Genomic DNA, 21,194 nt, shown 5'->3' with positions numbered 1-21,194 from the left:
TTTGACGTTCTATATAATAGAACCTCGCACGTTGGCGTTCATTCAGTTCATTGTTCAGTTTTCAAAGGTCATCGTTGCCATCGCTTCATCGCGACGACTTGTATATCTTACCAAACTCCGAGAAGTCTGTCAAGCCCTGATTTGAACTTTTTTCAACTCAATCAGTGCCGGTCCGCTAAGCGAACTCATACAGACACAACAAAACAAACCTATCGTTTCTTTCGTCCGTCTCAGTACAGCTGGTTCCTATATAATAGCATTTAGCTTGCAAAATGTCAACACTATTTTTCTAACAGGGAAAAATAACGGTGGATATGGCAGGCCAGGAAGACCGTGAACCGCTGTTCCCAGTCAGCCAGATCATAGGGAATGAGTTTCTCCGCCTTGTGGATGCGATAGGCTACGGTATTGCGATGGGTGTAGAGCTGGGCCGCTGTTCCCTTCAGGCTGCCATCGTGGCAGAGATAGGCTTCCAGCGTTTCGTACAAACTGGACCGGTGGCTTTCATCATAAGCCAGCAAGGCTCCCAGGGCCCGGTCGTGTAGGACGCGCAGCACCCGGTCATCGGGCTGAGAAAAGAAGAGGGCATAGGCGCCGAGGGCTCCGAAATAGCACCAGGACTGCTGATGGAGACGGGCCCATACCAAAGCCTGCTGCCCCTGGCGGCAGCTGTCTGGCAGGGTTTTCAAGTCAGGCGCCGTCAGGCCCTGGCCCGTCACCAGGCGGTCATGGCCTTTGAGCCAGGCGACGAGTGCTGCCGGCAGCGTTCCCTGCTGGAGCAGGACGATCGTGTCCTTATAAGGAAATATAAAGTATGGCTGGTCCAGCCCGTTGAGGAAGGATTTGCTGTCAGCCAAAAAATCGACATCGCCATCGGCGCCGGCCAGGACCAGTGCCGTATACGGCCCCTCTTCCTGCCAGCCCGTCAGAGCCAGTTCAGTCAGGACCGACGACCCCTGGACGCCGAAGAGGAATTCCTTCCACGCCGTAATGGCCCGGTATTCTTCACGGTTGGTCAAAAAGAGGGCCGACAAAAAGGACTGGGTAATGTCGGCCAGGCGCACTTCCCAAGGCATGGTGAATATCGGGAAGGCCGCTTCCTCACAGCGTTCTTTCAAGGCTTCCGTAATATCCGACGGCAAGAGGTACTTTCCCGTATTGACGACCAGGCCGGCCGCATCGGCTGCCAGCAGGGCATCGACGAAGTTTTCCAGCCAATGCGGGTCGCCGGGGCTGGCCAGGCCCGTCGTGAAGATGAAGGCATGAGGCCGCAAAAAAGTGCCATAGTCTGCATCTTCCATGACCTGCACCCAGGCCACGTCGCGGCTCAGTCCCTGCCGTCCGGCCAGGAGGTCCAGTTTATATTTGTTTTCATCCTGCCTGTAAAGTTGAGCGATGGATAGAGACATGGGACTCCCTCCTTTGTGTCGTCAGCACAACATCATATTTTTAACTTTGGTTTCCCAGCTTCTTGTTGTTTTTAATAGTAAAACGTATAATAAGCGTATCATTTAAGATTATCCATGCAAAGTCTTTCATAGAGCACTCACCAAGGCTTTGTATCTTGCATTGATAAGGGGGAGACATTATGTTAAAAGATGAATTACCGAAAATTGTTACCCAGACCGTTCCCGGTCCGAAAGCCGCTGCCGTCCTGGCCCGCCGCCGTCAGGCCATCCCGGATGCCATCGGCACCATCTATCCGACAGTCATCCAGCGCGGCGAAGGCGCCATGTTTGAAGACATAGACGGCAACTATTTCCTCGACTGGGTCGGCGGCGTCGGCGTCCTGAACATCGGCTATTCCCAGCCGGAAGTCGTCAAAGCCGTCCAGGACCAGGCCGGGAAGTATTTCCACGCCATGGCCAACATCGTCACCCATGAAGGCTACGTCGCCCTGGCGGAAAAACTCAACGCCATCGCGCCGGTCAAGGGCGACAAGAAGCGCTCCTTCTTCATCAACAGCGGCGCTGAAGCCGATGAAAATGCCGTCAAAGTCGCCAAGGCCTATACGAAACGGCCGAACATCATCGTCTTCTCCGGCGCCTTCCACGGCCGCACGCTCATGACCATGGCCATGACGGCCAAGAAAGCCTACGCCCGCGGCATGGGCCCCTTCCCGGACGGCGTCTATCGGGCCGAATTCCCTTATCTCTACCGCAAACCGGCTGGCATGAGCGATGACGAAGCCCTGGAATTCTACCTGAATTCCCTGAAAGAAGTCTTCATGTACGCTTCGCCGGCGGAATACGTCGCCGCCATCGTCGTCGAACCGCTCCAGGGCGAAGGCGGCTTCATCCCGGCTCCTATCCCCTGGATCAAGGCCCTGCGCAAAGTCTGCGACGACAACGGCATCCTGCTCATCGCCGACGAAGTCCAGACCGGCTGGTGCCGCACAGGCCGCATGCTGGCGACGGAATACTGGAAAGAAGCCGGCTGCCCGCCGGATATCATCGCCACGGCTAAATCCATCGGCGGCGGCGTGCCCCTCGGTGCCGTCGTAGCCCGCGAAGAAATCATGGAATCCGTCCCGGCCGGCGTCATCGGCGGTACCTTTGGCGGCAACGCCCTGGCCTGCGCTTCGGCCCTGAAAGTCATCGAAATCATGGAACGGGACCATTTGGCCGACCGGGCCCTGGAAATCGGCCAGAAAGTCTGCGCCCGCTATGAACAGTGGAAACAGAAATACGACGTCATCGGCGACTACCGCGGCTTAGGCGCTATGCTCGGCCTGGAATTCGTCCACGACAAAGCCAGCAAGAAGCCCTATCCGGAACTGGTCACAGCCGTCATCAAAGAAGCGGCCCAACACGGCCTGATCATGGAAAACTGCGGCATTTACGACAACGTCATCCGCTTCCTCTGCCCGCTCGTCGTCACCGACGCCCAGCTCGATGCCGGCCTGGACATCCTGGAACAGGCCATCATTACCTGCACGAAATAATCAGTATTTCTCTCCCATGACATCGAGGGCGACCATGGCCATGGCCTTGGCGCCCGTCAATGCCTGCATCTTGCCCAGGTCGCTGCCAGCGGCTTGGGCAAATTCTTTCGTATGGGCATTGATGTCGTAGCCGATGCAGATTTCCGGCTGGCTGACCCGCGTAATTTGGCTGACATTGCCTACGTCCGTCGAGCCTTCGGCATAGTCGTCGTCGCGGATGCCGAATTCTTCGTAGAGCTGGTTGAAGGCGTCGGCAAAGTAAACGTCCATCCTGGGGTCATTGATCATATTCTTATAGAGCGGTTCATAATGGACCATTTCCACTTTCGCTCCGTGTGCGTCGGCGACGTCACGGGCGATTTTTTTTATGTCCGGCAGCATCTTGTCTTCCAGGTATTCCACTTTCAGGGCCCGGATAGTCGCCTTGAGGACAGCCCGGTCAGGCACGATGTTCGGCGCCGTACCGCCTTCGGTGATGATGGCGCCGATGATATGGCGTTCGGTCAAGGTCTTTTCATAGGCCTTCAGGCAGCCATAGAAATCGACGAGGGCATCGAGGGCATTGACGCCGTGGTAGGTCGCATCGGCGACGTGGGCCGCCTTGCCGAGGAAGGCGAACTGCATGGGGTGCGTCGCATAGGACGTGCCGCCGATATAGGTCTTATCCGTACCGGGATGGACGATGACCACCGCGTCCAGGCCGTCGAAGACGCCGTGTTCGCTCATATAGACTTTGCTGCCCACCGTTTCTTCGGCCGGACAGCCGTAGACGTGGACCGTCGCCTTGTCGCCGGCCGCTTTGGCAAAGGCCAGGGCCGCGCCGACGCTCATGGCGGCGATGAGGTTATGGCCGCAGCCGTGGCCGATTTCCGGCAGGGCATCGTATTCGGCCAAAAAGCCCATCTGAAAAGGACCGTGGCCGCAGACAGCGTGAAAGGCCGTCGGGAAAGCGTCGGCGACGGGATTGTCGATGGCAAAGCCGCGGTCCTGCAGGATTTTTTTCAGCGTCGCCGATGCGAAGACTTCGTTCATGCCCGTTTCCGGGTGGTCGTGAAGGCTTTCGGCAATGCCGTAGATGACCGGTTTCAGTTCATCTACATAGCGGCAGGCCTGGTCTTTCAAATCTTTATATTCCATGAGAATCTCTCCTATCCAAATTACAGCAGCGTAAAGCGTACACCGTCCAGGCGGGCTTCGAGACCGGCCATCTGGCCCAGGGGCAGCCAGGCGTTGTCGGCACCGTGGCCGAAGGGCAGGCCCATGACGGCCGGTTTGCCCCACTTGCGGGCATAAGCCTGGAGGACTTCTTTCACCGTCCATTCATAACGGGCGCCTTCGTCAGGGCCGCAGTGGTGGAATTCGCCGAAGGCGATGGCCCGGACGCGGTCGATGAGGCCCGATTCCTCGAACTGGCAGAGCATGCGGTCCAGGGCATAGGCCTCTTCCCCGACTTCTTCCAGGCAGAGGATGGCGCCGTCTGGCGGATCGATGGCATAAGGCGTGCCCATGAGGACCGACAGGAGCATCATATTGCCCCCGGCCAGCGGGCCCGTGACGGCACCGGGGACGAGGGTTTCCGGCTGGCAGCCCGGCGGCAGCGGCAGTTCCCGCGCTTCATAGGGATGCTGCAGGCCGTAGGCGAACTGCTCTTTCGTATATTCCGAGGCATTGCGGCCCAGGGACATGACCATAGTCCCGTGGATGGGACAGAAGCCGCAGCGCTGGAGGAAGGCCGTATGCAGGGCCGTAATATCGCTGAAGCCGACGAACAATTTGGGATGGGCCGCAATGAGCTCATAGTCCAAGAGCGGCAGGATGCGCGTCGCCCCATAGCCGCCACGCAGGCAGACGATGGCCTTGACGGCGTCGTCGGCAAAGGCTTCGTTGATATCCCTTGCCCGCAGCCGGTCGGGGCCGGCCAGATAGCCATCAAAGGCAGATACGGATTTCCCGATTTTCACTTCATAGCCGAGGGACCGCAAGAAGGTGAGGCCCTTGATCACGTCGTCACCGGCCAGGGCTGACGACGGGGCGACGACGGCGATGGTGTCGCCAGCTTGCAACGGTTCTGCATAGGTATACTCCATAAGGCTACTTCCTTTCTGATTCATCGATATAGGCTTTCTTGAAATCGACCAGTCCCAGCGGCGACCAGTGGTAGCCCTTGATATAGGGCTGGGCCACGTAGGGCTGGGTCGTGTAGTACAAGGGGATGATGACGCAGTCGTCGAAGAGTATCTGTTCCGCTTCGTGGAGATAGGCCATGCGCTGTCTTTCGTCGTTGCTGGCCTTGGCTTTGGCAATCAATGCATTATACGCCGGGTTGTGGTACTGGGCGTCATTTTCGTCATCGGCAAAGACGTCGAGGAAGGTCATGGGGTCGATGTAATCGGCGATCCACGACGCCCGGGCCAGCTGGTAGTCGCCTTGGGCGCGGGTGGCCATGAAGACTTTCGATTCCTGGTTGGTAATATTGACGTCGACGCCGAGGTTTTCTTTCCACATGGCCTGCAGGGCTTCGGCTACAGCCTTGTGCATTTCATTGGTATTGAAGAGGAGCGTCACTTCCGGCAGCGGGTGCTGGTCATCGTAACCGGCTTCCTTCAGGAGCTGGCGGGCTTTGGCCGGGTCTTCGGCGATGAGGTTACCCCCTTCCTTACGGAAATCACGGCCTGTGGCCTTGTCCTTCAGTCCCGGCGGGACCCAGGCGTAGGCCGCTTCCTTTTCACCGCGGACGATGTACTTCATCAGTCCCTGGCGCTGGACGGCCAGGGCAAAGGCCTTGCGGACGCGGACGTCGTCAAAGGGCTTCTTCTGGACGTTGAAGACGTAGTAATAGGCGCCGAGATAAGGAGCAATCTCGTAGAGGCCCATCTGTTCCAGCCGTTCCTGGTCGGCCGGCGGCGGTTCGACGGTCATGTTGGCCTGATTGCTTTCGACCAGGGTCAGGCGCGTCGCCTGGGAATCGCTGATGGGGAAATCGAGGTGGTCCAGGATGACCGAACCGGCATCCCAGTAGCGGTCGTTCTTGACGACTTCGATTTCACTGGAATGGTTCCAGGAAACGATTTTATAGGGGCCGCTGCAGACCATGCCGTCCGCATCGGCAGCCCACGTATCGGGCTTGGCTTCGACGAGCTTCCTGGGGACGGGATAATAGCAGTGGAACGCCGTCAGGTTGAGGAAATACGGTGTCGGTTCCTTCAGGCGGACGACCAGGGTCCGGTCATCGACGGCTTTGACGCCGACGGCATCGGCCGAGGCCTTCTTATTGAAATAGTCTTCGGCCTTGTCGATGCAAAAGAGCATATAGGCATTTTCCGAAGCTACGTCGGGATCGACGACGCGCTTCCAGGAATATTCGATGTCGTCTGCCGTAATCGGCGTGCCGTCGCTCCATTCGATGCCCGGCCGCAGGTGGAAGGTATACGTCTTGCCATCCGGTGAGATATCCCAGCTTTCGGCCAGGGCCGGCTGGGGTACATCGTCATCGTCGAGGCGGGTCAGGCCTTCAAATATCTGCAGTTCCACATTGCTTTCGACGAGGGCCGTCGTCATGGCCGGGTCCAGCCGCGACGGTTCCGCTTCCAGGACGTAGCTGACCGTATCGGGGTGCTGAATGCCGCAGCCGCTGAAGAGGACGGCCGTCAGCAGGCAGCTCAGGAGTAAGAGTAATTTCTTCATCGTCTGCCTCCTCTCGCATGATGGCAGGCGACGAAGCGGTCGTCTGCGACCTGCCGGAAATGAGGCACGTCGATGCGGCAGACTTCATCGGCGTAGGGACAGCGGGGATGGAAGACGCAGCCCTTGGGCAAGTCGAGGGGGCTCGGCACTTCGCCGCAGACGATGGTCCGGCGCCGGTAGTGCGGGTCCGGCCGGGGCACGGAGGCGATGAGCATCTGCGTATAGGGGTGGAGCGGGTCGTGGAAGACGGCGTCTCCCGGCCCCAATTCGACGAGGCGGCCTAAATACATGACGCCCATGCGGCGGCTCATGTGATGGACCATGGCCAGGTCATGGGCGATGAACAGATAGGACAGGCCCCGTTCCTGCTGCTGGCGCTGCATCATGTTGACAATCTGGACCTGGACGGACACGTCGAGGGCCGAAATAGGTTCATCGCAGAAGACACATTCCGGGTCGACGGCCAGGGCCCGGGCGATGCCGATGCGCTGGCGCTGGCCGCCACTGAATTCATGGGGATAGCGCTGGGCCGCTTCAGGCCGCATGTCGACCTGTTCCAATAAGGACGCCACGCGCTGGCGCCGCTGGCTGTCATCCTGACAGAGATGGTAGTTGCGTAAGGGCTCGCTGATGATGTCTTCGACGGTCATGCGCGGGTCCAGCGAGGCATAAGGGTCCTGGAAAATCATCTGGACGTGGCGGCGATAGTCGCGGCCTACAGCGCGGTCGGCAATGTCCCTGCCCTTATAGGTAATGGACCCGCCGGTCTTGGCATATAAGCCCAGCAGGGTCCGGGCAAAAGTCGATTTGCCGCAGCCCGATTCGCCGACGAGGCCGACCGTCTCGCCCTGGCCGATGGTCAGGGACAAGTCGTCGACGGCGGTCAGGGTCTTCTTGGGCCGTCCCAGCCAGTCCCGCTGGACGACGAATTGTTTACTGATATGTTTGGCTTCGATGAGGTTCATGGCAATGCCTCCTTGGCCGCGGCGGCCTGGGCCAGCCAGCACGTGTAATGATGGCCCGGTCCGGCTTCTTCCCGCGGCGGCGCCGCCGTCATGCAGGCCTTCATGGCCTGGGGGCAGCGCGGATAGAAACGGCAGCCCTCGGGCATGTGGAAGAGGTCCGGCGCCTGGCCGGGGATCCCGGTCAGGGCTTTATCCTTCTGGGCCGGGTCCGGCAGTGAGGCCAGGAGGCCCTGGGTATAGGGATGGGCCGGGCGGTAGAAAATATCATCGGCCGTCCCCTCTTCGACGATGGCGCCGGCATACATGACGTAAATGCGGCGGCACATCTGGGCGATGACGCCGAGATTATGGGAAATGAGGACGACGGCCATGCCCAATTCCGCCTGGAGGCGCTTGAGGACATCCAGGACCTGGGCTTCTGTCGTCACGTCGAGGGCCGTCGTCGGTTCGTCGGCAAAGAGGAGCCGCGGCGAACAGGACAGGGCCATGGCGATGAGACAGCGCTGGCGCATGCCGCCCGATAATTCATGGGGATATTGATGGAGCCGCTTTTCCGGCGACGTCAGTCCGACGGCTCTGAGCAGTTCCAGGGCCTTGGCTTCACAGGCTTTACGGCCCAGGTGCTGGTGCAGGGCGATGCCCTCGCAGAGCTGGTTGCCGATGGTCAGGACGGGATTGAGCGACGTCATGGGGTCCTGGAAAATCATGGCCATGTCGCGGCCGCGCAGGCGGTTCATCTGCGTTTCCGACAAGGGGATGACATCGCGGCCGTCCCAGAGGATCTGGCCGCCAGTATATTCCGTCGCTTCGGCCGGCAGCAGCTTCATGGCCGCCTGGGACGTGACGGATTTACCGCAGCCCGATTCGCCGACGATGCCGACGGTTTCGCCGGGATTGACGGTCAGCGATACGTCGTGGACGGCTTCCAGCAGTCCCCGGTAAGTATGGAAAGAAATGGTCAGATGGCGTACATCTAATAAGGCTTGCATCAGCGTCCCTCCTTCTGGTTCTGCGGGTCCAGGGCGTCGCGCAGGCCGTCGCCGAGGAACATGAAGCCCAGCATGGTGATGCACAGGGCCAGGGCCGGGAAGACGAGCTGGAACGGGAAGGAGCGCATACTATTGATACCTTCTGAAGCCAGGACACCCCAGCTGGCCATGGGCGCCGATACGCCGAGGCCGATGAAACTCAGGAAGGCTTCTGTAAAAATCGCGTCGGGAATGGACAAGGTCAGGGTGACGATAATCGGCCCGACGCAGTTGGGAATCATATGACGGCAGAGGATATGCCACGTCGACGTCCCGCAGGAGCGGGCGGCCATGACGTATTCCTGCTGCTTCAGGCTGAGGATCTGGCCGCGGACGATGCGGGCCATGTTGAGCCAGTAGGCAATGCCCAGGGCCAGGTAGATGTTGAGCAGGCCCGGCTTGAAGACGACCATGAGCAAAATGACGTAGAGCAGCATGGGAATGGAATAGAGGATGTCGACGATATGCATCATGATCTGGTCCGTCCGGCCGCCGACGAGGCCGGCAATGCCGCCGTAGATGACGCCGATGAAGACGTTGATCAGGCTGGCGACGAGGCCGATGGACAGGGAAATGCGGGCGCCGTAGAGGACGCGGACGAAGAGGTCACGGCCCAGGGAATCCGTACCGAACCAGTGCGCAGCCGACGGCCAGGCATTGGCTGCCGTCAAATCCTGGTCGGCATAAGTATAGGGCGCCAGCCAGGGGCCGGCAATGGCCAGGAGGCTCATGACGACGACGATGGCCAGGCCCCATAAGGCCAGGCGGTTCTTCTTCATCTGCCGCCAGCCCCGGTCGCGCAGGGTCTGGGGCGGTACATAGGGTTCCGTCCGGTCAGCAGCCGTAAGCGGTGTAAAATCCATCATCAGCCCTCCTTCTTTCCATCCATGGTGATCCGCGGGTCCAAGAGCGGATAAATGACATCGATGAGTAAATTCATCATCATGATGAGGAAACTGTAAAAAATCGTAATGCCCAAGATGACCGTATAGTCGCGGTTATAAATGCTGGTGACGAAGTGGCGTCCCAGGCCGGGGATGGCAAAAATCGTCTCGACGATGAAGCTCCCCGTCATGAGGGCCGCCGCCAAAGGGCCGATATAACTGACGACAGGCAGCAGGGCGTTGCGCAGGGCATGGTGGCAGATGAGGGACCGCGTGCCGATGCCCCGCGACCGGACCGTGCGGATATAGTCCTGCCCCAGGGCATCGAGCAGGCTCGACCGGGTCAGGCGCATGATGAAGGCCGTCGGCTGGGCCGCCAGGGCCAGGGCCGGCAGGACAACGTAAGCCGGCCCCTTCCACAGGGCCGCCGGCAGGATGGGCCAGGTAAAGGCGAAGAGCTGGATGAGGACCGCTGCCAGGATGAAACTGGGCACGGAGACGCCCAGGGTGGCGCCGACCATCATGGTGTAGTCGATCCAGGTATTCTTATACCAGGCCGCGGCCATGCCGGCCAGGACGCCGGCACCGATGGCCAAAAAGAGGCTGATGAGCCCCAGCTGGGCCGATACGGGAAAGGTTTCGGCAATGATATCGTTGACGGTCTTGCCGGGATACTTATAAGAAGGCCCCAAGTCGAGGACCGCTGCATGGCGGACGTAATCGACGTACTGGGACCATAAGGGTTCGTCGAGGTGATATCGGGCTTCGACGGTTGCCATGACGGCCGGCGGCAGTTTCTTTTCCTGCGTAAACGGGCCGCCTGGGATGGCATGCATGAGGCCAAAAGTAATGGTGATGATCGCCCATAAGACGACACAAGCGCCGGCCAGGCGCTTTGCAAGGTACATGGCCAATTCAGGTTCCTTCCTTTCCAACATAGATATTATTCATTATAAGGCTGTGTTCCCATCGTGACAAGTTGTAATCCCCGAAAAGGCGGCGTATAATAAGAAGTTAGTACGTTAACAATCCATACGAGAAAGGTGATCGCCGTGAACTGGAAATTCTGTCTGGCCATTCTGACCTGCAACGTCGTCTTCATGTCTTCAAGCTATACCATGCTCATCCCCTTCCTGCCCATGTACCTGACGCGGGAACTGGGCGTCGATGCGGCCTCGGTCAACATCTGGTCCGGTGTCGTCTTTTCGTCGACCTTCCTCATCAGCGCCATCATGGCGCCTATCTGGGGACGCATGGCCGACCGGCGGGGCAAGCGGCTCATGGCCATCCGCGCCAGCCTGCTCTTATCGATCAGCTATTTTCTCGGCGGCATCGTCACGTCGCCGCTGCAGCTGACGTTCATGCGCATGTTCCAGGGCTTCGCATCGGGCCTGTGGCCGATGGAACTGGCCATCATGACCATCTATGCACCGCCGAAGAAACTGGGCATCTGCCTGGGCATCATGCAGGGCGCCCTGACGGCAGGCGGCATCATCGGCCCCCTCTTCGGCGGCATCCTGGCCGAAGCCTTCGGCATGCGCATGTCCTTCTTCCTGGCAGCCGGCGCCCTGTTCCTCAACTTCGTCGTCCTGGTCTTCTTCATCAAAGAACCGCCGACGGATACAGCCGCAGCGGATACGGCCGCAGCCGGGGCAGAAGGCGAAAAGGTCAGCCTCTGGAAGATTCCCGTCATCCGCCTGATGCTGGTCAGTGCCGCCCTGGTCCAGGTCGTCATCCTCATCGTCCAGCCCATATTGACGACATACATCTCCCACCTGGCCGGCGAGCTGGACAACCTGGTCTTCATTTCAGGCCTCATCTTCTCCATGAGCGGCTTTTCCAGCGCCATTACGGCTCCGCTCTGGGGACGCTTCGGCCAGCATCACGGCTTCGTCAAGGCCCTGCGCCTGTCCCTGGTCCTGGCGGGGATTTTCTTCTTCATCCAGGCCATCCCGGACACGCTGTATACCTTTGCGGCCAGTCAGTTCGCCATCGGCCTCTTCTTCTCCGGCATCTATCCGTCGATCAACGCCATCCTGGCCGAAAAGACCAGTGCCAGCATCAAAGGGCGCGTCTTCGGCCTGATGTTCTCAGCCCAGCAGGTCGGGGCCATGGGCGGCCCCATCCTGGGCGGCGTCATCGCCACCTTCCTGGGCATGAAATACGTCTTCCTGGCAGCCGGCGCCCTGCTGCTGTTCATCAGTATCGCTGTCCAGCGCAAAGCCCGCCAGCTCCACGAAGCCTAGCCCCGCGTGCCGCGGTTATGGGTGTAATTGGGCAGGAGCTTCGGCGACAGGATGTCGTCATCGACGCGGGCTTCTGCCCGTTCTTCGTCGAAACGGCGGACGTGGTCCAGCGTCCCTTTCCCAGGATGGGCCGTCTGGCTGTAGCCAGCCGCTTCCGTCCCGGCAATGCGGCCGAAGACGATGATATCCAGGAGGCTGTTGCCCATGAGGCGGTTCGTCCCGTGGATACCGCCGACGTCTTCACCGGCGGCATAGAGGCCGGGTATCTTCGTTTTACTCTTGGCGCCGATACAGATGCCGCCATTCTGGTAATGCAGGGTCGGATAGACCAGGATGGGCTGCTTGCGGATATTGATGCCAAATTTTTCATACATGTGGATCATGGCCGGCAGGCGCTTTTCCATGGTCCCTTCGCCGTTGATGAGGTCGACCATGGGCGTGTCGAGCCAGACAGCCGGTCCGTGGAGGGCATAGACCCCTTTGTCCCGTTCCTGACATTCGCGGATGATGGCCGCTGCGACGACGTCACGCGTTTCCAGGGGATGGAGGAAGGCTTCGCCGTTCTTATTGACCAGCATGGCCCCGAGAGAGCGGACCTTTTCCGTCACCAGGGCGCCGTAGATCTGCGGCGGATAGGCAGCGCCCGTCGGATGGTACTGGATGGCGTCGGCATAGATGAGGGGCACGCCGGCGCGGTAGGCCATGACCAGGCCGTCGGCCGTCGAGCCGTAGTGATTGGACGTTGGGAAGCCCTGGTAGTGGAGGCGGCCGGCACCGCCTGTGGCGATGATGACGCTCTTGGCCCGGACGACGTGGTATTCCCGGGTATCGAAGTCATAGAGGACGGCACCGGCCGCCTTCCCTTCGCCATCGAGGAGGAGTTCCACAGCCGGTGAATATTCGACGACGTCGACGCCGGCATTGCGCACTTCGTCGCGGAGGACGCGCATGATTTCCGCCCCTGTATAGTCGCCGCAGGCGTGCATACGCTTGCGCGACGTGCCGCCGCCATGGGTCGTGACCATGGAGCCGTCGCTGTTCTTGTCGAAGAGGACGCCCAGCGAGCTGAGCCACTGGATGGCTTCCGGCCCGTGGAGGACGAGTTCGGCCAGCAGTTCAGGCTTGTTCTTATAATGGCCGCCGCCGATGGCGTCGAGATAGTGGGCCTCCGGCGAATCGCTTTCCTTGTCGGCTGCCTGGATGCCGCCTTCGGCCATGCCCGTATTGGCATCGCCCATGCGCAGTTTCGTCGCCATGAGGACCTTGGCGCCGTGCCGTGCCGCTTCGATGGCAGCCGCCGCACCGGCGCCGCCACCGCCGATGACCAGGACATCCGTTTCGAACTGGATGTGGTCCAAGTCGACGTCGGCCGTATCCATGCGGCTCTTGCCCTGCAGCAGGGCGGCCAGTTCCTTCGGCACTTTATCGCCTTTATTGGGGCCGACGGACAGGACGGCAAAGCCTTCTTCATGGTAATCCGGATGGTACTGGCGCAGGAGTTCCCCCTTCTCTTCTGCCGTAAAGCGCGGCAGTTCTTCAGACAAACGGATATTCCGCGTAGCTTCGACCCGCGCCTGGGAAGCCCGCATTTCTTCTGTATAAATCATGATGTCCCCCTATTTCTCGATATCCCGCGATTCATATAAGCGGCGTAATTCATCGTCACCGGCTGCCATCAGATGCTGGACGTCGGCCACGAACTGGCCTTCCCGGATGGCCTGGACGCGCTGGTCCAGGTGCCTGCTCTTCTTGGCGATGTACTTGCCCATGAGGCGCCGTGCCAGGAGGCCGACGGCACCGTGACTGATCTTGGCCGGGCAGCTGGCAGCGCAGATGTTGCAGCAGACACAGCGGAAGGATTCCTTGGCACAGCCGGCATAATCACCGCGCTGGGCCAGGGCGATGTACTTCATGACCTGGATGCCCTGGGGACAGTTCCGCGTACAGGCGTTGCAGTGGATGCAGTTGTAGATTTCCGGATAGAGCTGGCCGACGACGTTGCCGGCTACGGGCAGGTCGTCCATATCGTAAGTCTGTTTCTTGATGGGAAATGATTCCAGGCGGCCGACGCACATGCCGTCTTCGACTTTCGTCTGGCAGGCCAGGGCCGAATGGGTCTCCGTCTGGCCCTGCAGGCGGTAGACGACGGCACAGGCCCCGCAGAAACCGCTGCGGCAGCCGCAGCCGCGGACCAAGCGGAAACCGGAATATTCCATGGCCCGCATGATCGTCAAATCTTCAGGGACCGAAAATTTCTTGCCCAGTAAATAGACCGTTACCATTTTCATAATGATAAAAACTCCTTTGTGAATGAATGGCAAAAGAGGCTGTCGTACTAAGACAGCCTCTTTTTAGTTGATAGTTTGTAGTTTTTAGTTTGTAGTGAATGGCTAAAAATTTAACCCTCAACTACTACAAACTACAAACTTTATACTACATAACGATTATTCCAGTACTTCCAACAGGCAGTCACCGCTGATGATGGCCTGGTCTTTGGTGGCGTAGATTTCGCCGACTGTACCGTCGATAGGCGACGTGATGGTCGTTTCCATCTTCATGGCTTCGGTAACGACCAAGGGTTCGCCTTTCTTGACTTTCTGGCCTTTCGTGACCAGGACTTTGACGACGGAGCCGGACAGGGTTGCACCGATGTCGCCGGCTTTGTCGGGATCGGCCTTGCGGCTGGTGACGGACTTCATATCGACGCTCTTATCCTGGACCTGGATTTCGCGTTCCGCACCGTTGAACATGAAGGTAATCGTGCGGACACCACTGTCATCGGGATCACTGATGTTGATGAGAGTGATGATGAGGTCCTTCCCTTCTTCGATTTCAACGTGGACTTCTTCGTTCTTCTTCATGCCGAAGAAGAAGGTCGGTGTATCGAGGACGCTGACATCGCCGTATTTCTTGACCATTTCGTTGAAGTCCTTGAAGACTTTCGGATACTGGCAGTAAGCGTTGATGTCTTCGTCTTCGTGTTTGTAACCGGCATCGGTCAATTTCTTGCGGATCGCTTCGAAATCGACAGGGGCCAGGCTCTTGCCCGGGCGTTCCGTAAGGGGTTTCTTGCCTTTCAGGACGATCTTCTGGAGTTTTTCCGGGAAGCCCTGATAAGGGATACCGATGCGGCCTTCAAAGAATTCGACGACAGACTGCGGGAAGTCGAGGACGTCGCCTTTATCGTAGACATCCTGTTCCGTCAGGTTGTTCTGGACCATGAACAAGGTCATGTCGCCGACTACTTTCGACGACGGCGTAACTTTGATGATGTCGCCGAACATCATGCTGACCGTGTGGTACATCTTCTTGATTTCGTTCCAGCGGTCGCCGAGGCCGACGGCTTTGGCCTGCTGGCGCAGGTTGGAGAACTGGCCGCCCGGCATTTCATGCTGGTAGACTTCCGTGTTCGGATACGCATCGGCTTTGTCGACGCCCTTATAGTACGGACGGACAGTAGCCCAGTAACGGGACATTTCTTCCATGGCATCGACGTCGAGGTCGGGCTGGCGGTCCTTGCCGCTCAAAGCGTAGTACAAGGTGCTCATGCTCGGCTGGCTCGTGCCGCCGGCAAAGGCGGAATAAGCGACGTCGACGATGTCGACACCGGCGTCGATGGCGCGGTCATACGTGCAGATGGCGTTGCCCGAACCGTCGTGCGTATGGAGATGGATAGGCAGGTCGACGGCATCTTTCAGGGCCGATACCAGGCGGTAAGCGGCTTCCGGTTTCAAGAGGCCGGCCATATCCTTGATGGCGATGATATTGGCGCCGGCATTCTGCAATTCCTTGGCCATGTTGACATAGTATTTCAGATCGTATTTATCGCGGGCCGGGTCGAGGATATCGCCAGTGTAGCAGAGGGCGACTTCGGCGAGCTTGTTGTTTTCGCGGACGGCCTGGATCGTGCCATACATGTTGTCCAGGCTGTTGAGGCTGTCGAAGACGCGGAAGACGTCGATGCCGTTCTTGGCCGACAGGTCGATGAAGTTCTTGACGACGTTGTCGGGATAGCTTGTATAGCCGACGGCATTGGCACCGCGGACGAGCATCTGCAAGAGGATGTTCGGCGCTTTCTTGCGCATCTGGTGCAGGCGGACCCACGGGTCTTCATAGAGGAAGCGGTAGGCTACGTCGAAGGTTGCGCCGCCCCAGCATTCATAGGAGAAGAGGTTCGGCAATTTCTTGGAAGCCGCTTCCAGGACGCGGAGCATATCGATGGAGCGGACGCGCGTCGCGAACAGGGACTGATGGGCGTCACGCATGGTCGTATCGGTAAAGAAGACTTTCTTCTGGTCTTTGATCCACTGGGAGAATTTTTCCGGTCCCATGGCATCGAATTTCTGCTTCGTCCCATCCGGATACGGGCCGGCAACAGGCGTCGGCAGTTCCAGGGCTTCAAATTCCGGTTTGTCCTGATGGCCGGCGTCGGCATAACCGTTGATGGTCGTATTGCCAATGTATTTGAGGAGCTTCGTGCCGCGGTCCTGGACGACGGGCAGGTTGAACAGTTCCGGATGGTCGTCGATGAAGTTGACGTTATACGTACCGGCGATGAATTCCGGACTCTTGAGGACGTTGATCAAGAAGCCGATGTTGGTCTTGACGCCGCGGATACGGAATTCCTTGAGGACGCGGAGCATCTTTTCAGCTGCTTCCTTATGGGTCCGGCCATAAGTCGTCGTCTTGACCAGCAGCGAATCGTAGTACGGCGTGATGATGGCGCCGGTGTAGGCATTGCCGCTGTCGAGGCGGACGCCAAAGCCGCCGCCGCTGCGGTATACCATGATCTTGCCCGAATCAGGCATGAAGTTGTTCATCGGGTCTTCCGTCGTGATACGGCACTGGATGGCGTCGCCCAGGCAGCGGACGTCGTCCTGGGACTTGATGCCGATTTCGTCGCTGTCGAGGGCGTAGCCTTCGGCGACTTTGATCTGGGTCTGGACGATGTCAATGCCCGTGATCATTTCCGTAACGGTATGTTCGACCTGTACGCGCGGGTTGACTTCGATGAAGTAGAATTCGCCGTCCGGCGTAACCAGGAATTCGACCGTCCCGGCGTTGACGTAATGGACGTTCTTCATCAATTTCAGGGCAGCGTTGCAGATTTTCTGACGCAGTTCGACAGGCAGGGCCGAAGCCGGAGCCGTTTCGACGACTTTCTGATGACGGCGCTGGATGGAGCAGTCCCGTTCAAAGAGATGGATGACATTGCCGTGTTCGTCGCCCATGATCTGGACTTCGACGTGTTTCGGATTGACAATGCATTTTTCCAAATAAATTTCATCGTTGCCAAAAGCCAGTTTCGCTTCCGATTTCGCGCGGTCGTAGGCATCGCGGAGATCAGCCATGCGGTCGACCATACGCATACCGCGGCCGCCGCCGCCGTTGACAGCTTTCAGCATGATCGGGAAGCCGACCTGTTTAGCGAATTTTTCGACTTCTGCATAATTCATGACCGGGCCGTCGCTGCCAGGGATGTACTGGATACCGGCCTTCTTCGCCTGGATACGGGCATTGATCTTATCGCCGAACATGATGAGGTGTTCAACTTTAGGACCGATGAAGATAATGCCTTCTTCTTCACAGCGTTTGGCCAGGTCCGCATTTTCAGACAAGAAGCCGTAGCCCGGATGGATGGCATCGACGTCATGTTCATGAGCAATGCGGATAATATCTTCAATGTCTAAATATGCATCTACCGGTTTTTTGCCTTCACCGACGAGATACGATTCATCTGCACGGAAACGGTGCAGGGATAACGAATCTTCTTTGGAATAAATAGCTACAGTACGGATTCCCAGTTCATTACAAGCCCGGAAAACACGAATAGCGATTTCCCCGCGGTTGGCAACTAAAACCGAACGAATTTTTTTCATGAAAATACCCTCCTGCTTAGAAAAATTAAGTCAAGACCGGTAAACGCACAGATGTCCACTCCCATACATTCACCGCTTTCTTCATTATAACAAAATAAGAAAACATTACAAGGGACGGCGCACTTTGTCTTTATAAAAATACTGTATACAAGTCATGTTTCTCCGCCCTTTTCCCCGTTTCCCCGGCTTCTGCCGTTTATCGCCCTCATGATGATGATTGTTCCTTCATATAAGACAATCATGGGAACGGCAATACAGGTCTGCGTAAACATATCCGTCGTCGGCGACACGACACCGGCAAAGATGAAGGCCAGGATAACGAAGACGCGGCGCTTGCCCTTCAGCATGGCCACCGTCACCAGGCCCAGGCGGGACAGGACCAGCAGGACCAAAGGCAGTTCAAAGCCCAGGGCAAAGGGCAGGAGGAAAGCGATAAAAAAGGATAAATATGCCGACAAAGAAAACATAGGCTGCAACGACACCGTGGCAAAGTCCATGAAGAACTGGACCGCTGCCGGCAGGACAAAGAAAAAGGCAAAGGCCGATCCGCCATAGAAGAGAAGCAGCGCCGACGGGATGAACCACAAGGCCGTCTTCACTTCCCCGCCGCGCAGGGCAGGCCGCAGGAAGCGCCAGAACTCGAAGCAGTGGATGGGCAGGGTCCCGATGAAACCGGCAAAGGCGGCGATCTCTATATAAGAAAAAAAGACTTCTGCCGGATTGAGGAAATACAATTTCCCGGCAGGAGCCGAAATGACGGCGATAATATCTTCAGCATATATATAGGAAATAATACTGCCCACCAGCCAGGCCACGAGGCAGACGATGATGCGCCGCCGCAATTCCTCCAGATGGAAAGTAATAGGAGCTCGTTCTTCAGACATGGGATTTTCCTTTCAGGTGTATAAAAGGGCTTGTCGTATGACGACAAGCCCTTTTAAGTTGGTAGTAGTTAGTTGTTAGTGGTTAGCGGATGGCTTTAAATTTAAACCTTTCTCTGCAAACCACAAACTCTGTACTACAAACTAATCATACATAATGTACGCGCGACGGGTCGTAGCGGTCTTCGCGGGGTTTTTCTTCGGCCGTAGCCTGAGGATAGCCCATGGCGACGATGGCGAACGGGGTCAGGCCCTGGGGAACGCCGAGGGACCGGCGGACGAGGACTTCGCGGGCCTTATACGGGGCGACGCCGAGCCATACGGCACCGAGGTCGAGGTGTACTGCTTCGAGCAGGATGTTTTCGACAGCTGCGCTGAGGTCGAGGTTGATGAAAGCCGGAAAACGCATGTTTTCATCGCGGGAACAGACGACGATGGCCAAGGAAGCACCGGCAGCACAGCCGGCATAAGGACTGCAGTGGGACAGGTCCTGGATGACCCGTTTGTCGCGGACGACGTAGAATTCCCAGGGCTGCTGGTTCCCAGCCGAAGGAGCGGCCATAGCGGCACGCAGTAACTGTTCTATCTTTTCATCTTCTACCATGGTCGGTAAAAATTTACGGATACTCCGTCTGGCAAAGATTTCGTTCATGTGAATCGACTCCCTCCTATAATCATATATCTATCTCATTATAACATATATAGATAGAAAGAAAAAGAAGTTGTATAGGCTTCCATCACGAATGATGAAAAAGAGGCTTGCCGCTATGCGACAAGCCTCTTTGCTTGGTGCCGAGGGAGGGACTTGAACCCTCACGGTGTTACCCGCCTGATTTTGAGTCAGGTGCGTCTGCCATTCCGCCACCCCGGCATATCTCTTGTGCCCGGCACATGGTGTTTCAGTGCTTGGCACAAGAAGAATTATACCATAACTAACGGAATCGTCAAGTATTTTTTTTTGAAAATTTTTACGACTTAATGGCCAGCCGGTACTTTTTCTTCCGAATCTTTGGCTACGACCATTTCTTCTTCTTTCAAATGAGCGAAGTATTTCTTCGTTTCGGCTACAACGACGCCAGACAGGCCGATGAGGGCGATGAGGTTCGGGATAGCCATGAGGCCGTTGACGATATCAGCCAGGACCCAGATGACGTCGAGTTTGATGAAAGCGCCGCAGGCGACGAGGGCGATGAAGATGATGCGGTACGGCATGATACCTTTGACGCCGACGAGGTATTCGACGCAGCGTTCACCGTAGTAGTTCCAGCCGAGGATGGTCGTGAAGGCGAACAAGGTCAGGCCGACGCAGAGGATGATGCTGCCGTAGGTCGGGAAAGCCATGGTGAAAGCCGCATTGGTCAGGGCTGCGCCGTTGACATCGCCCATCCAGGCACCGCTGACGACCAGGACCAAACCGGTCAAAGTGCAGATGATGATGGTGTCGATGAAGGTACCGGTCATGGAAATGAGGCCCTGTTCAGCCGGCCATTTCGTTTTGGCAGCAGCAGCTACGATAGGTGCACTGCCCAGGCCCGATTCATTGGAGAAGACGCCGCGGGCAACGCCGTTGCGCATAGCAACCAATACCGTGGCACCGAGGAAGCCGCCAGCTGCAGCCGTCGGTGTGAAGGCGCTGACGATGATCTGTTCAACAGCAGCCGGGATCTGGTCGGCAAAGACGACGAGGAAAGCGACCGTAGAAACGACATAGATGACAGCCATGGCCGGGACGATTTTGGAAGCGACGCGGGCGATGGACTGGAGGCCGCCGATGGTGATGGCAGCGACGAGGATAGTCAATACGATGGCCGTGTATTCGACGGGGATGCTCGTCGTCAGGCGCGTGATTTCAACGATGGAATTGACCTGCGCGAAAGTCCCGATGCCGAAGAAGGCGACGAGGACGCCGAAGAAGGCGAACAAGAAAGCCAAGGGCTTATATTTCTTGCCCAGGCCGTTTTCGATGTAGTACATCGGGCCGCCGGCAATATCGCCGTTCTTGTCGACCGTGCGATATTTGACGGCCAGACAGCCTTCGGCGTATTTCGTGGCCATGCCGACGAAAGCGGCCATCCACATCCAGAAGATAGCGCCCGGGCCGCCGGCATGGACGGCCGTAGCGACACCGACGATGTTGCCTGTCCCGACCGTAGCGGCCAGGGCCGTGCACAGGGCCTTGAAGCTGTCTACGTCGCCTTCGCCCTGGTTCTTGGCCGTGAAGATGAGCTTCAGCGCTCTCGGCAGGCGGAAGACCTGGAGCAAATGGAGGCGGACAGTCAGCATCAGGCCGGTGCCGATGAGCAGCACCAGCAAGGGCGGACCCCAGACAAAACTATCAATGGCATTCAACGTTTCTAACATCTTTCATACTCCCCTTTTGTTATGGTAATTATAACGACATGAAAAAAGACCTATCATCATCACTCTGAAGATAGGTCCTAAGGGTCGCAGAAAAAGAAAGGTCGTTCTGCCAGCTCTGTCCTTTTGCCTGAGAGATTAGGAATCGCTTCCTTGCACCTTCGGCGCCCAAACGGGACTCTCCAGAGTTGTGTCCACACACGGTCCCACCCCTTTGCGGGGGCACCTGAGAGTTTGACTCCGTCGGTAGGCATTGCCTTCTCCCGTGTGTTTCGTTCACGCAATATGTATGATGTGATTGTTATTATAAACCGGCTTCTTAAAA

16 protein-coding genes, 1 tRNA gene and 1 riboswitch are annotated in these 21,194 nt (G+C 57.7%); of the genes, 2 read left to right on the top strand and 15 right to left on the bottom strand.

The window, feature by feature from the left end:
* Nucleotides 1-281 precede the first annotated feature (281 nt).
* Nucleotides 282-1,409, bottom strand: coding sequence for a PucR family transcriptional regulator (locus WMO23_RS01815; protein WP_292299234.1), 1,128 nt, complete (start codon nt 1,407-1,409; stop codon nt 282-284).
* A gap of 179 nt (nt 1,410-1,588) precedes the next feature.
* On the opposite strand from WMO23_RS01815, the gene WMO23_RS01810 reads away from it, so the two are divergent.
* Nucleotides 1,589-2,944, top strand: coding sequence for an aspartate aminotransferase family protein (locus WMO23_RS01810; protein WP_020310696.1), 1,356 nt, complete (start codon nt 1,589-1,591; stop codon nt 2,942-2,944).
* On the opposite strand, the gene WMO23_RS01805 is transcribed toward WMO23_RS01810, so the two are convergent.
* Genes WMO23_RS01805 through WMO23_RS01775 form a run of 7 tightly spaced genes read right to left on the bottom strand, consistent with a single transcriptional unit; the run spans nt 2,945 to nt 10,419 of the window.
* A complete protein-coding gene (locus WMO23_RS01805; RefSeq protein WP_296820853.1) occupies nt 2,945-4,081 on the bottom strand; it encodes an amidohydrolase in 1,137 nt (378 codons plus the stop codon). It abuts the gene before it with no gap.
* A 20-nt stretch (nt 4,082-4,101) separates the two neighbouring features.
* Nucleotides 4,102-5,031: a S66 peptidase family protein gene (locus WMO23_RS01800; protein WP_020310694.1), complete on the bottom strand. Its 930-nt coding sequence runs from the start codon at nt 5,029-5,031 to the stop codon at nt 4,102-4,104.
* Between the two features lie 4 nt (nt 5,032-5,035).
* Nucleotides 5,036-6,628, bottom strand: coding sequence for a peptide ABC transporter substrate-binding protein (locus WMO23_RS01795; protein WP_292281746.1), 1,593 nt, complete (start codon nt 6,626-6,628; stop codon nt 5,036-5,038).
* Nucleotides 6,625-7,593, bottom strand: coding sequence for an ABC transporter ATP-binding protein (locus WMO23_RS01790; RefSeq protein WP_292105847.1), 969 nt, complete (start codon nt 7,591-7,593; stop codon nt 6,625-6,627). Before WMO23_RS01790 ends, WMO23_RS01795 begins: the two co-directional genes overlap by 4 nt.
* Entirely contained in the window at nt 7,590-8,582 is a 993-nt protein-coding gene (locus tag WMO23_RS01785) for an ABC transporter ATP-binding protein (RefSeq protein WP_020310691.1), read from the bottom strand. Before WMO23_RS01785 ends, WMO23_RS01790 begins: the two co-directional genes overlap by 4 nt.
* A complete protein-coding gene (locus WMO23_RS01780; protein ID WP_036200954.1) occupies nt 8,582-9,484 on the bottom strand; it encodes an ABC transporter permease in 903 nt (300 codons plus the stop codon). The genes WMO23_RS01785 and WMO23_RS01780 overlap by 1 nt, the downstream gene beginning before the upstream one ends.
* Before the next feature lie 2 nt (nt 9,485-9,486).
* Nucleotides 9,487-10,419: an ABC transporter permease gene (locus WMO23_RS01775; protein ID WP_292281770.1), complete on the bottom strand. Its 933-nt coding sequence runs from the start codon at nt 10,417-10,419 to the stop codon at nt 9,487-9,489.
* A 138-nt stretch (nt 10,420-10,557) separates the two neighbouring features.
* Between WMO23_RS01775 and WMO23_RS01770 the strand changes: the two genes are divergently transcribed.
* The gene (locus tag WMO23_RS01770) at nt 10,558-11,751 is read left to right on the top strand and encodes an MFS transporter (RefSeq protein WP_292281750.1); all 1,194 of its coding nucleotides are present in this window, start codon (nt 10,558-10,560) and stop codon (nt 11,749-11,751) included.
* On the opposite strand, the gene WMO23_RS01765 is transcribed toward WMO23_RS01770, so the two are convergent.
* The 7 genes from WMO23_RS01765 to WMO23_RS01735 form a co-directional block, all read right to left on the bottom strand.
* Nucleotides 11,748-13,358, bottom strand: a complete 1,611-nt coding sequence (locus tag WMO23_RS01765; RefSeq protein WP_292281752.1) for an FAD-dependent oxidoreductase — start codon at nt 13,356-13,358, stop codon at nt 11,748-11,750. The two genes, WMO23_RS01770 and WMO23_RS01765, sit on opposite strands and share 4 nt — an antisense overlap.
* A gap of 9 nt (nt 13,359-13,367) precedes the next feature.
* Nucleotides 13,368-14,039: a 2Fe-2S iron-sulfur cluster-binding protein gene (locus tag WMO23_RS01760; protein WP_020310686.1), complete on the bottom strand. Its 672-nt coding sequence runs from the start codon at nt 14,037-14,039 to the stop codon at nt 13,368-13,370.
* A 156-nt stretch (nt 14,040-14,195) separates the two neighbouring features.
* The gene (locus WMO23_RS01755) at nt 14,196-17,630 is read right to left on the bottom strand and encodes a pyruvate carboxylase (RefSeq protein WP_292281754.1); all 3,435 of its coding nucleotides are present in this window, start codon (nt 17,628-17,630) and stop codon (nt 14,196-14,198) included.
* A gap of 152 nt (nt 17,631-17,782) precedes the next feature.
* Complete coding sequence (tatC, locus tag WMO23_RS01750) at nt 17,783-18,514, bottom strand: twin-arginine translocase subunit TatC (RefSeq protein ID WP_051132441.1); 732 nt, start codon at nt 18,512-18,514, stop codon at nt 17,783-17,785.
* Nucleotides 18,515-18,659: 145 nt separating this feature from the next.
* Complete coding sequence (locus WMO23_RS01745; protein ID WP_020310683.1) at nt 18,660-19,163, bottom strand: nitroreductase family protein; 504 nt, start codon at nt 19,161-19,163, stop codon at nt 18,660-18,662.
* 135 nt (nt 19,164-19,298) lie between these two features.
* A tRNA-Leu gene (locus WMO23_RS01740) sits at nt 19,299-19,382 on the bottom strand.
* A gap of 104 nt (nt 19,383-19,486) precedes the next feature.
* On the bottom strand, nt 19,487-20,872 hold the full coding sequence (locus WMO23_RS01735; RefSeq protein ID WP_020310682.1) for an alanine/glycine:cation symporter family protein: 1,386 nt from the start codon (nt 20,870-20,872) through the stop codon (nt 19,487-19,489).
* 105 nt (nt 20,873-20,977) lie between these two features.
* Nucleotides 20,978-21,065: riboswitch (glycine riboswitch) on the bottom strand.
* Nucleotides 21,066-21,194 lie beyond the last annotated feature (129 nt).

Source organism: Megasphaera intestinihominis (assembly GCF_040096415.1).
Taxonomy (GTDB): domain Bacteria; phylum Bacillota; class Negativicutes; order Veillonellales; family Megasphaeraceae; genus Megasphaera; species Megasphaera intestinihominis.
Note: the sequence above shows the minus strand (reverse complement) of the source record. Positions and strands in the feature narration are given on the sequence as shown.

Bases quoted from the DNA above. Each gene is read 5' to 3' on its own strand.
- WMO23_RS01800 (WP_020310694.1), bottom strand. From the start codon at position 5,031: ATGGAGTATACCTATGCAGAACCGTTGCAAGCTGGCGACACCATCGCC.
- WMO23_RS01785 (WP_020310691.1), bottom strand. From the start codon at position 8,582: ATGCAAGCCTTATTAGATGTACGCCATCTGACCATTTCTTTCCATACT.
- WMO23_RS01745 (WP_020310683.1), bottom strand. From the start codon at position 19,163: ATGAACGAAATCTTTGCCAGACGGAGTATCCGTAAATTTTTACCGACC.
- WMO23_RS01780 (WP_036200954.1), bottom strand. From the start codon at position 9,484: ATGGATTTTACACCGCTTACGGCTGCTGACCGGACGGAACCCTATGTA.
- tatC (WP_051132441.1), bottom strand. From the start codon at position 18,514: ATGTCTGAAGAACGAGCTCCTATTACTTTCCATCTGGAGGAATTGCGG.
- WMO23_RS01760 (WP_020310686.1), bottom strand. From the start codon at position 14,039: ATGAAAATGGTAACGGTCTATTTACTGGGCAAGAAATTTTCGGTCCCT.
- WMO23_RS01815 (WP_292299234.1), bottom strand. From the start codon at position 1,409: ATGTCTCTATCCATCGCTCAACTTTACAGGCAGGATGAAAACAAATAT.
- WMO23_RS01810 (WP_020310696.1), top strand. From the start codon at position 1,589: ATGTTAAAAGATGAATTACCGAAAATTGTTACCCAGACCGTTCCCGGT.
- WMO23_RS01755 (WP_292281754.1), bottom strand. From the start codon at position 17,630: ATGAAAAAAATTCGTTCGGTTTTAGTTGCCAACCGCGGGGAAATCGCT.
- WMO23_RS01765 (WP_292281752.1), bottom strand. From the start codon at position 13,358: ATGATTTATACAGAAGAAATGCGGGCTTCCCAGGCGCGGGTCGAAGCT.
- WMO23_RS01735 (WP_020310682.1), bottom strand. From the start codon at position 20,872: ATGTTAGAAACGTTGAATGCCATTGATAGTTTTGTCTGGGGTCCGCCC.
- WMO23_RS01795 (WP_292281746.1), bottom strand. From the start codon at position 6,628: ATGAAGAAATTACTCTTACTCCTGAGCTGCCTGCTGACGGCCGTCCTC.
- WMO23_RS01790 (WP_292105847.1), bottom strand. From the start codon at position 7,593: ATGAACCTCATCGAAGCCAAACATATCAGTAAACAATTCGTCGTCCAG.
- WMO23_RS01805 (WP_296820853.1), bottom strand. From the start codon at position 4,081: ATGGAATATAAAGATTTGAAAGACCAGGCCTGCCGCTATGTAGATGAA.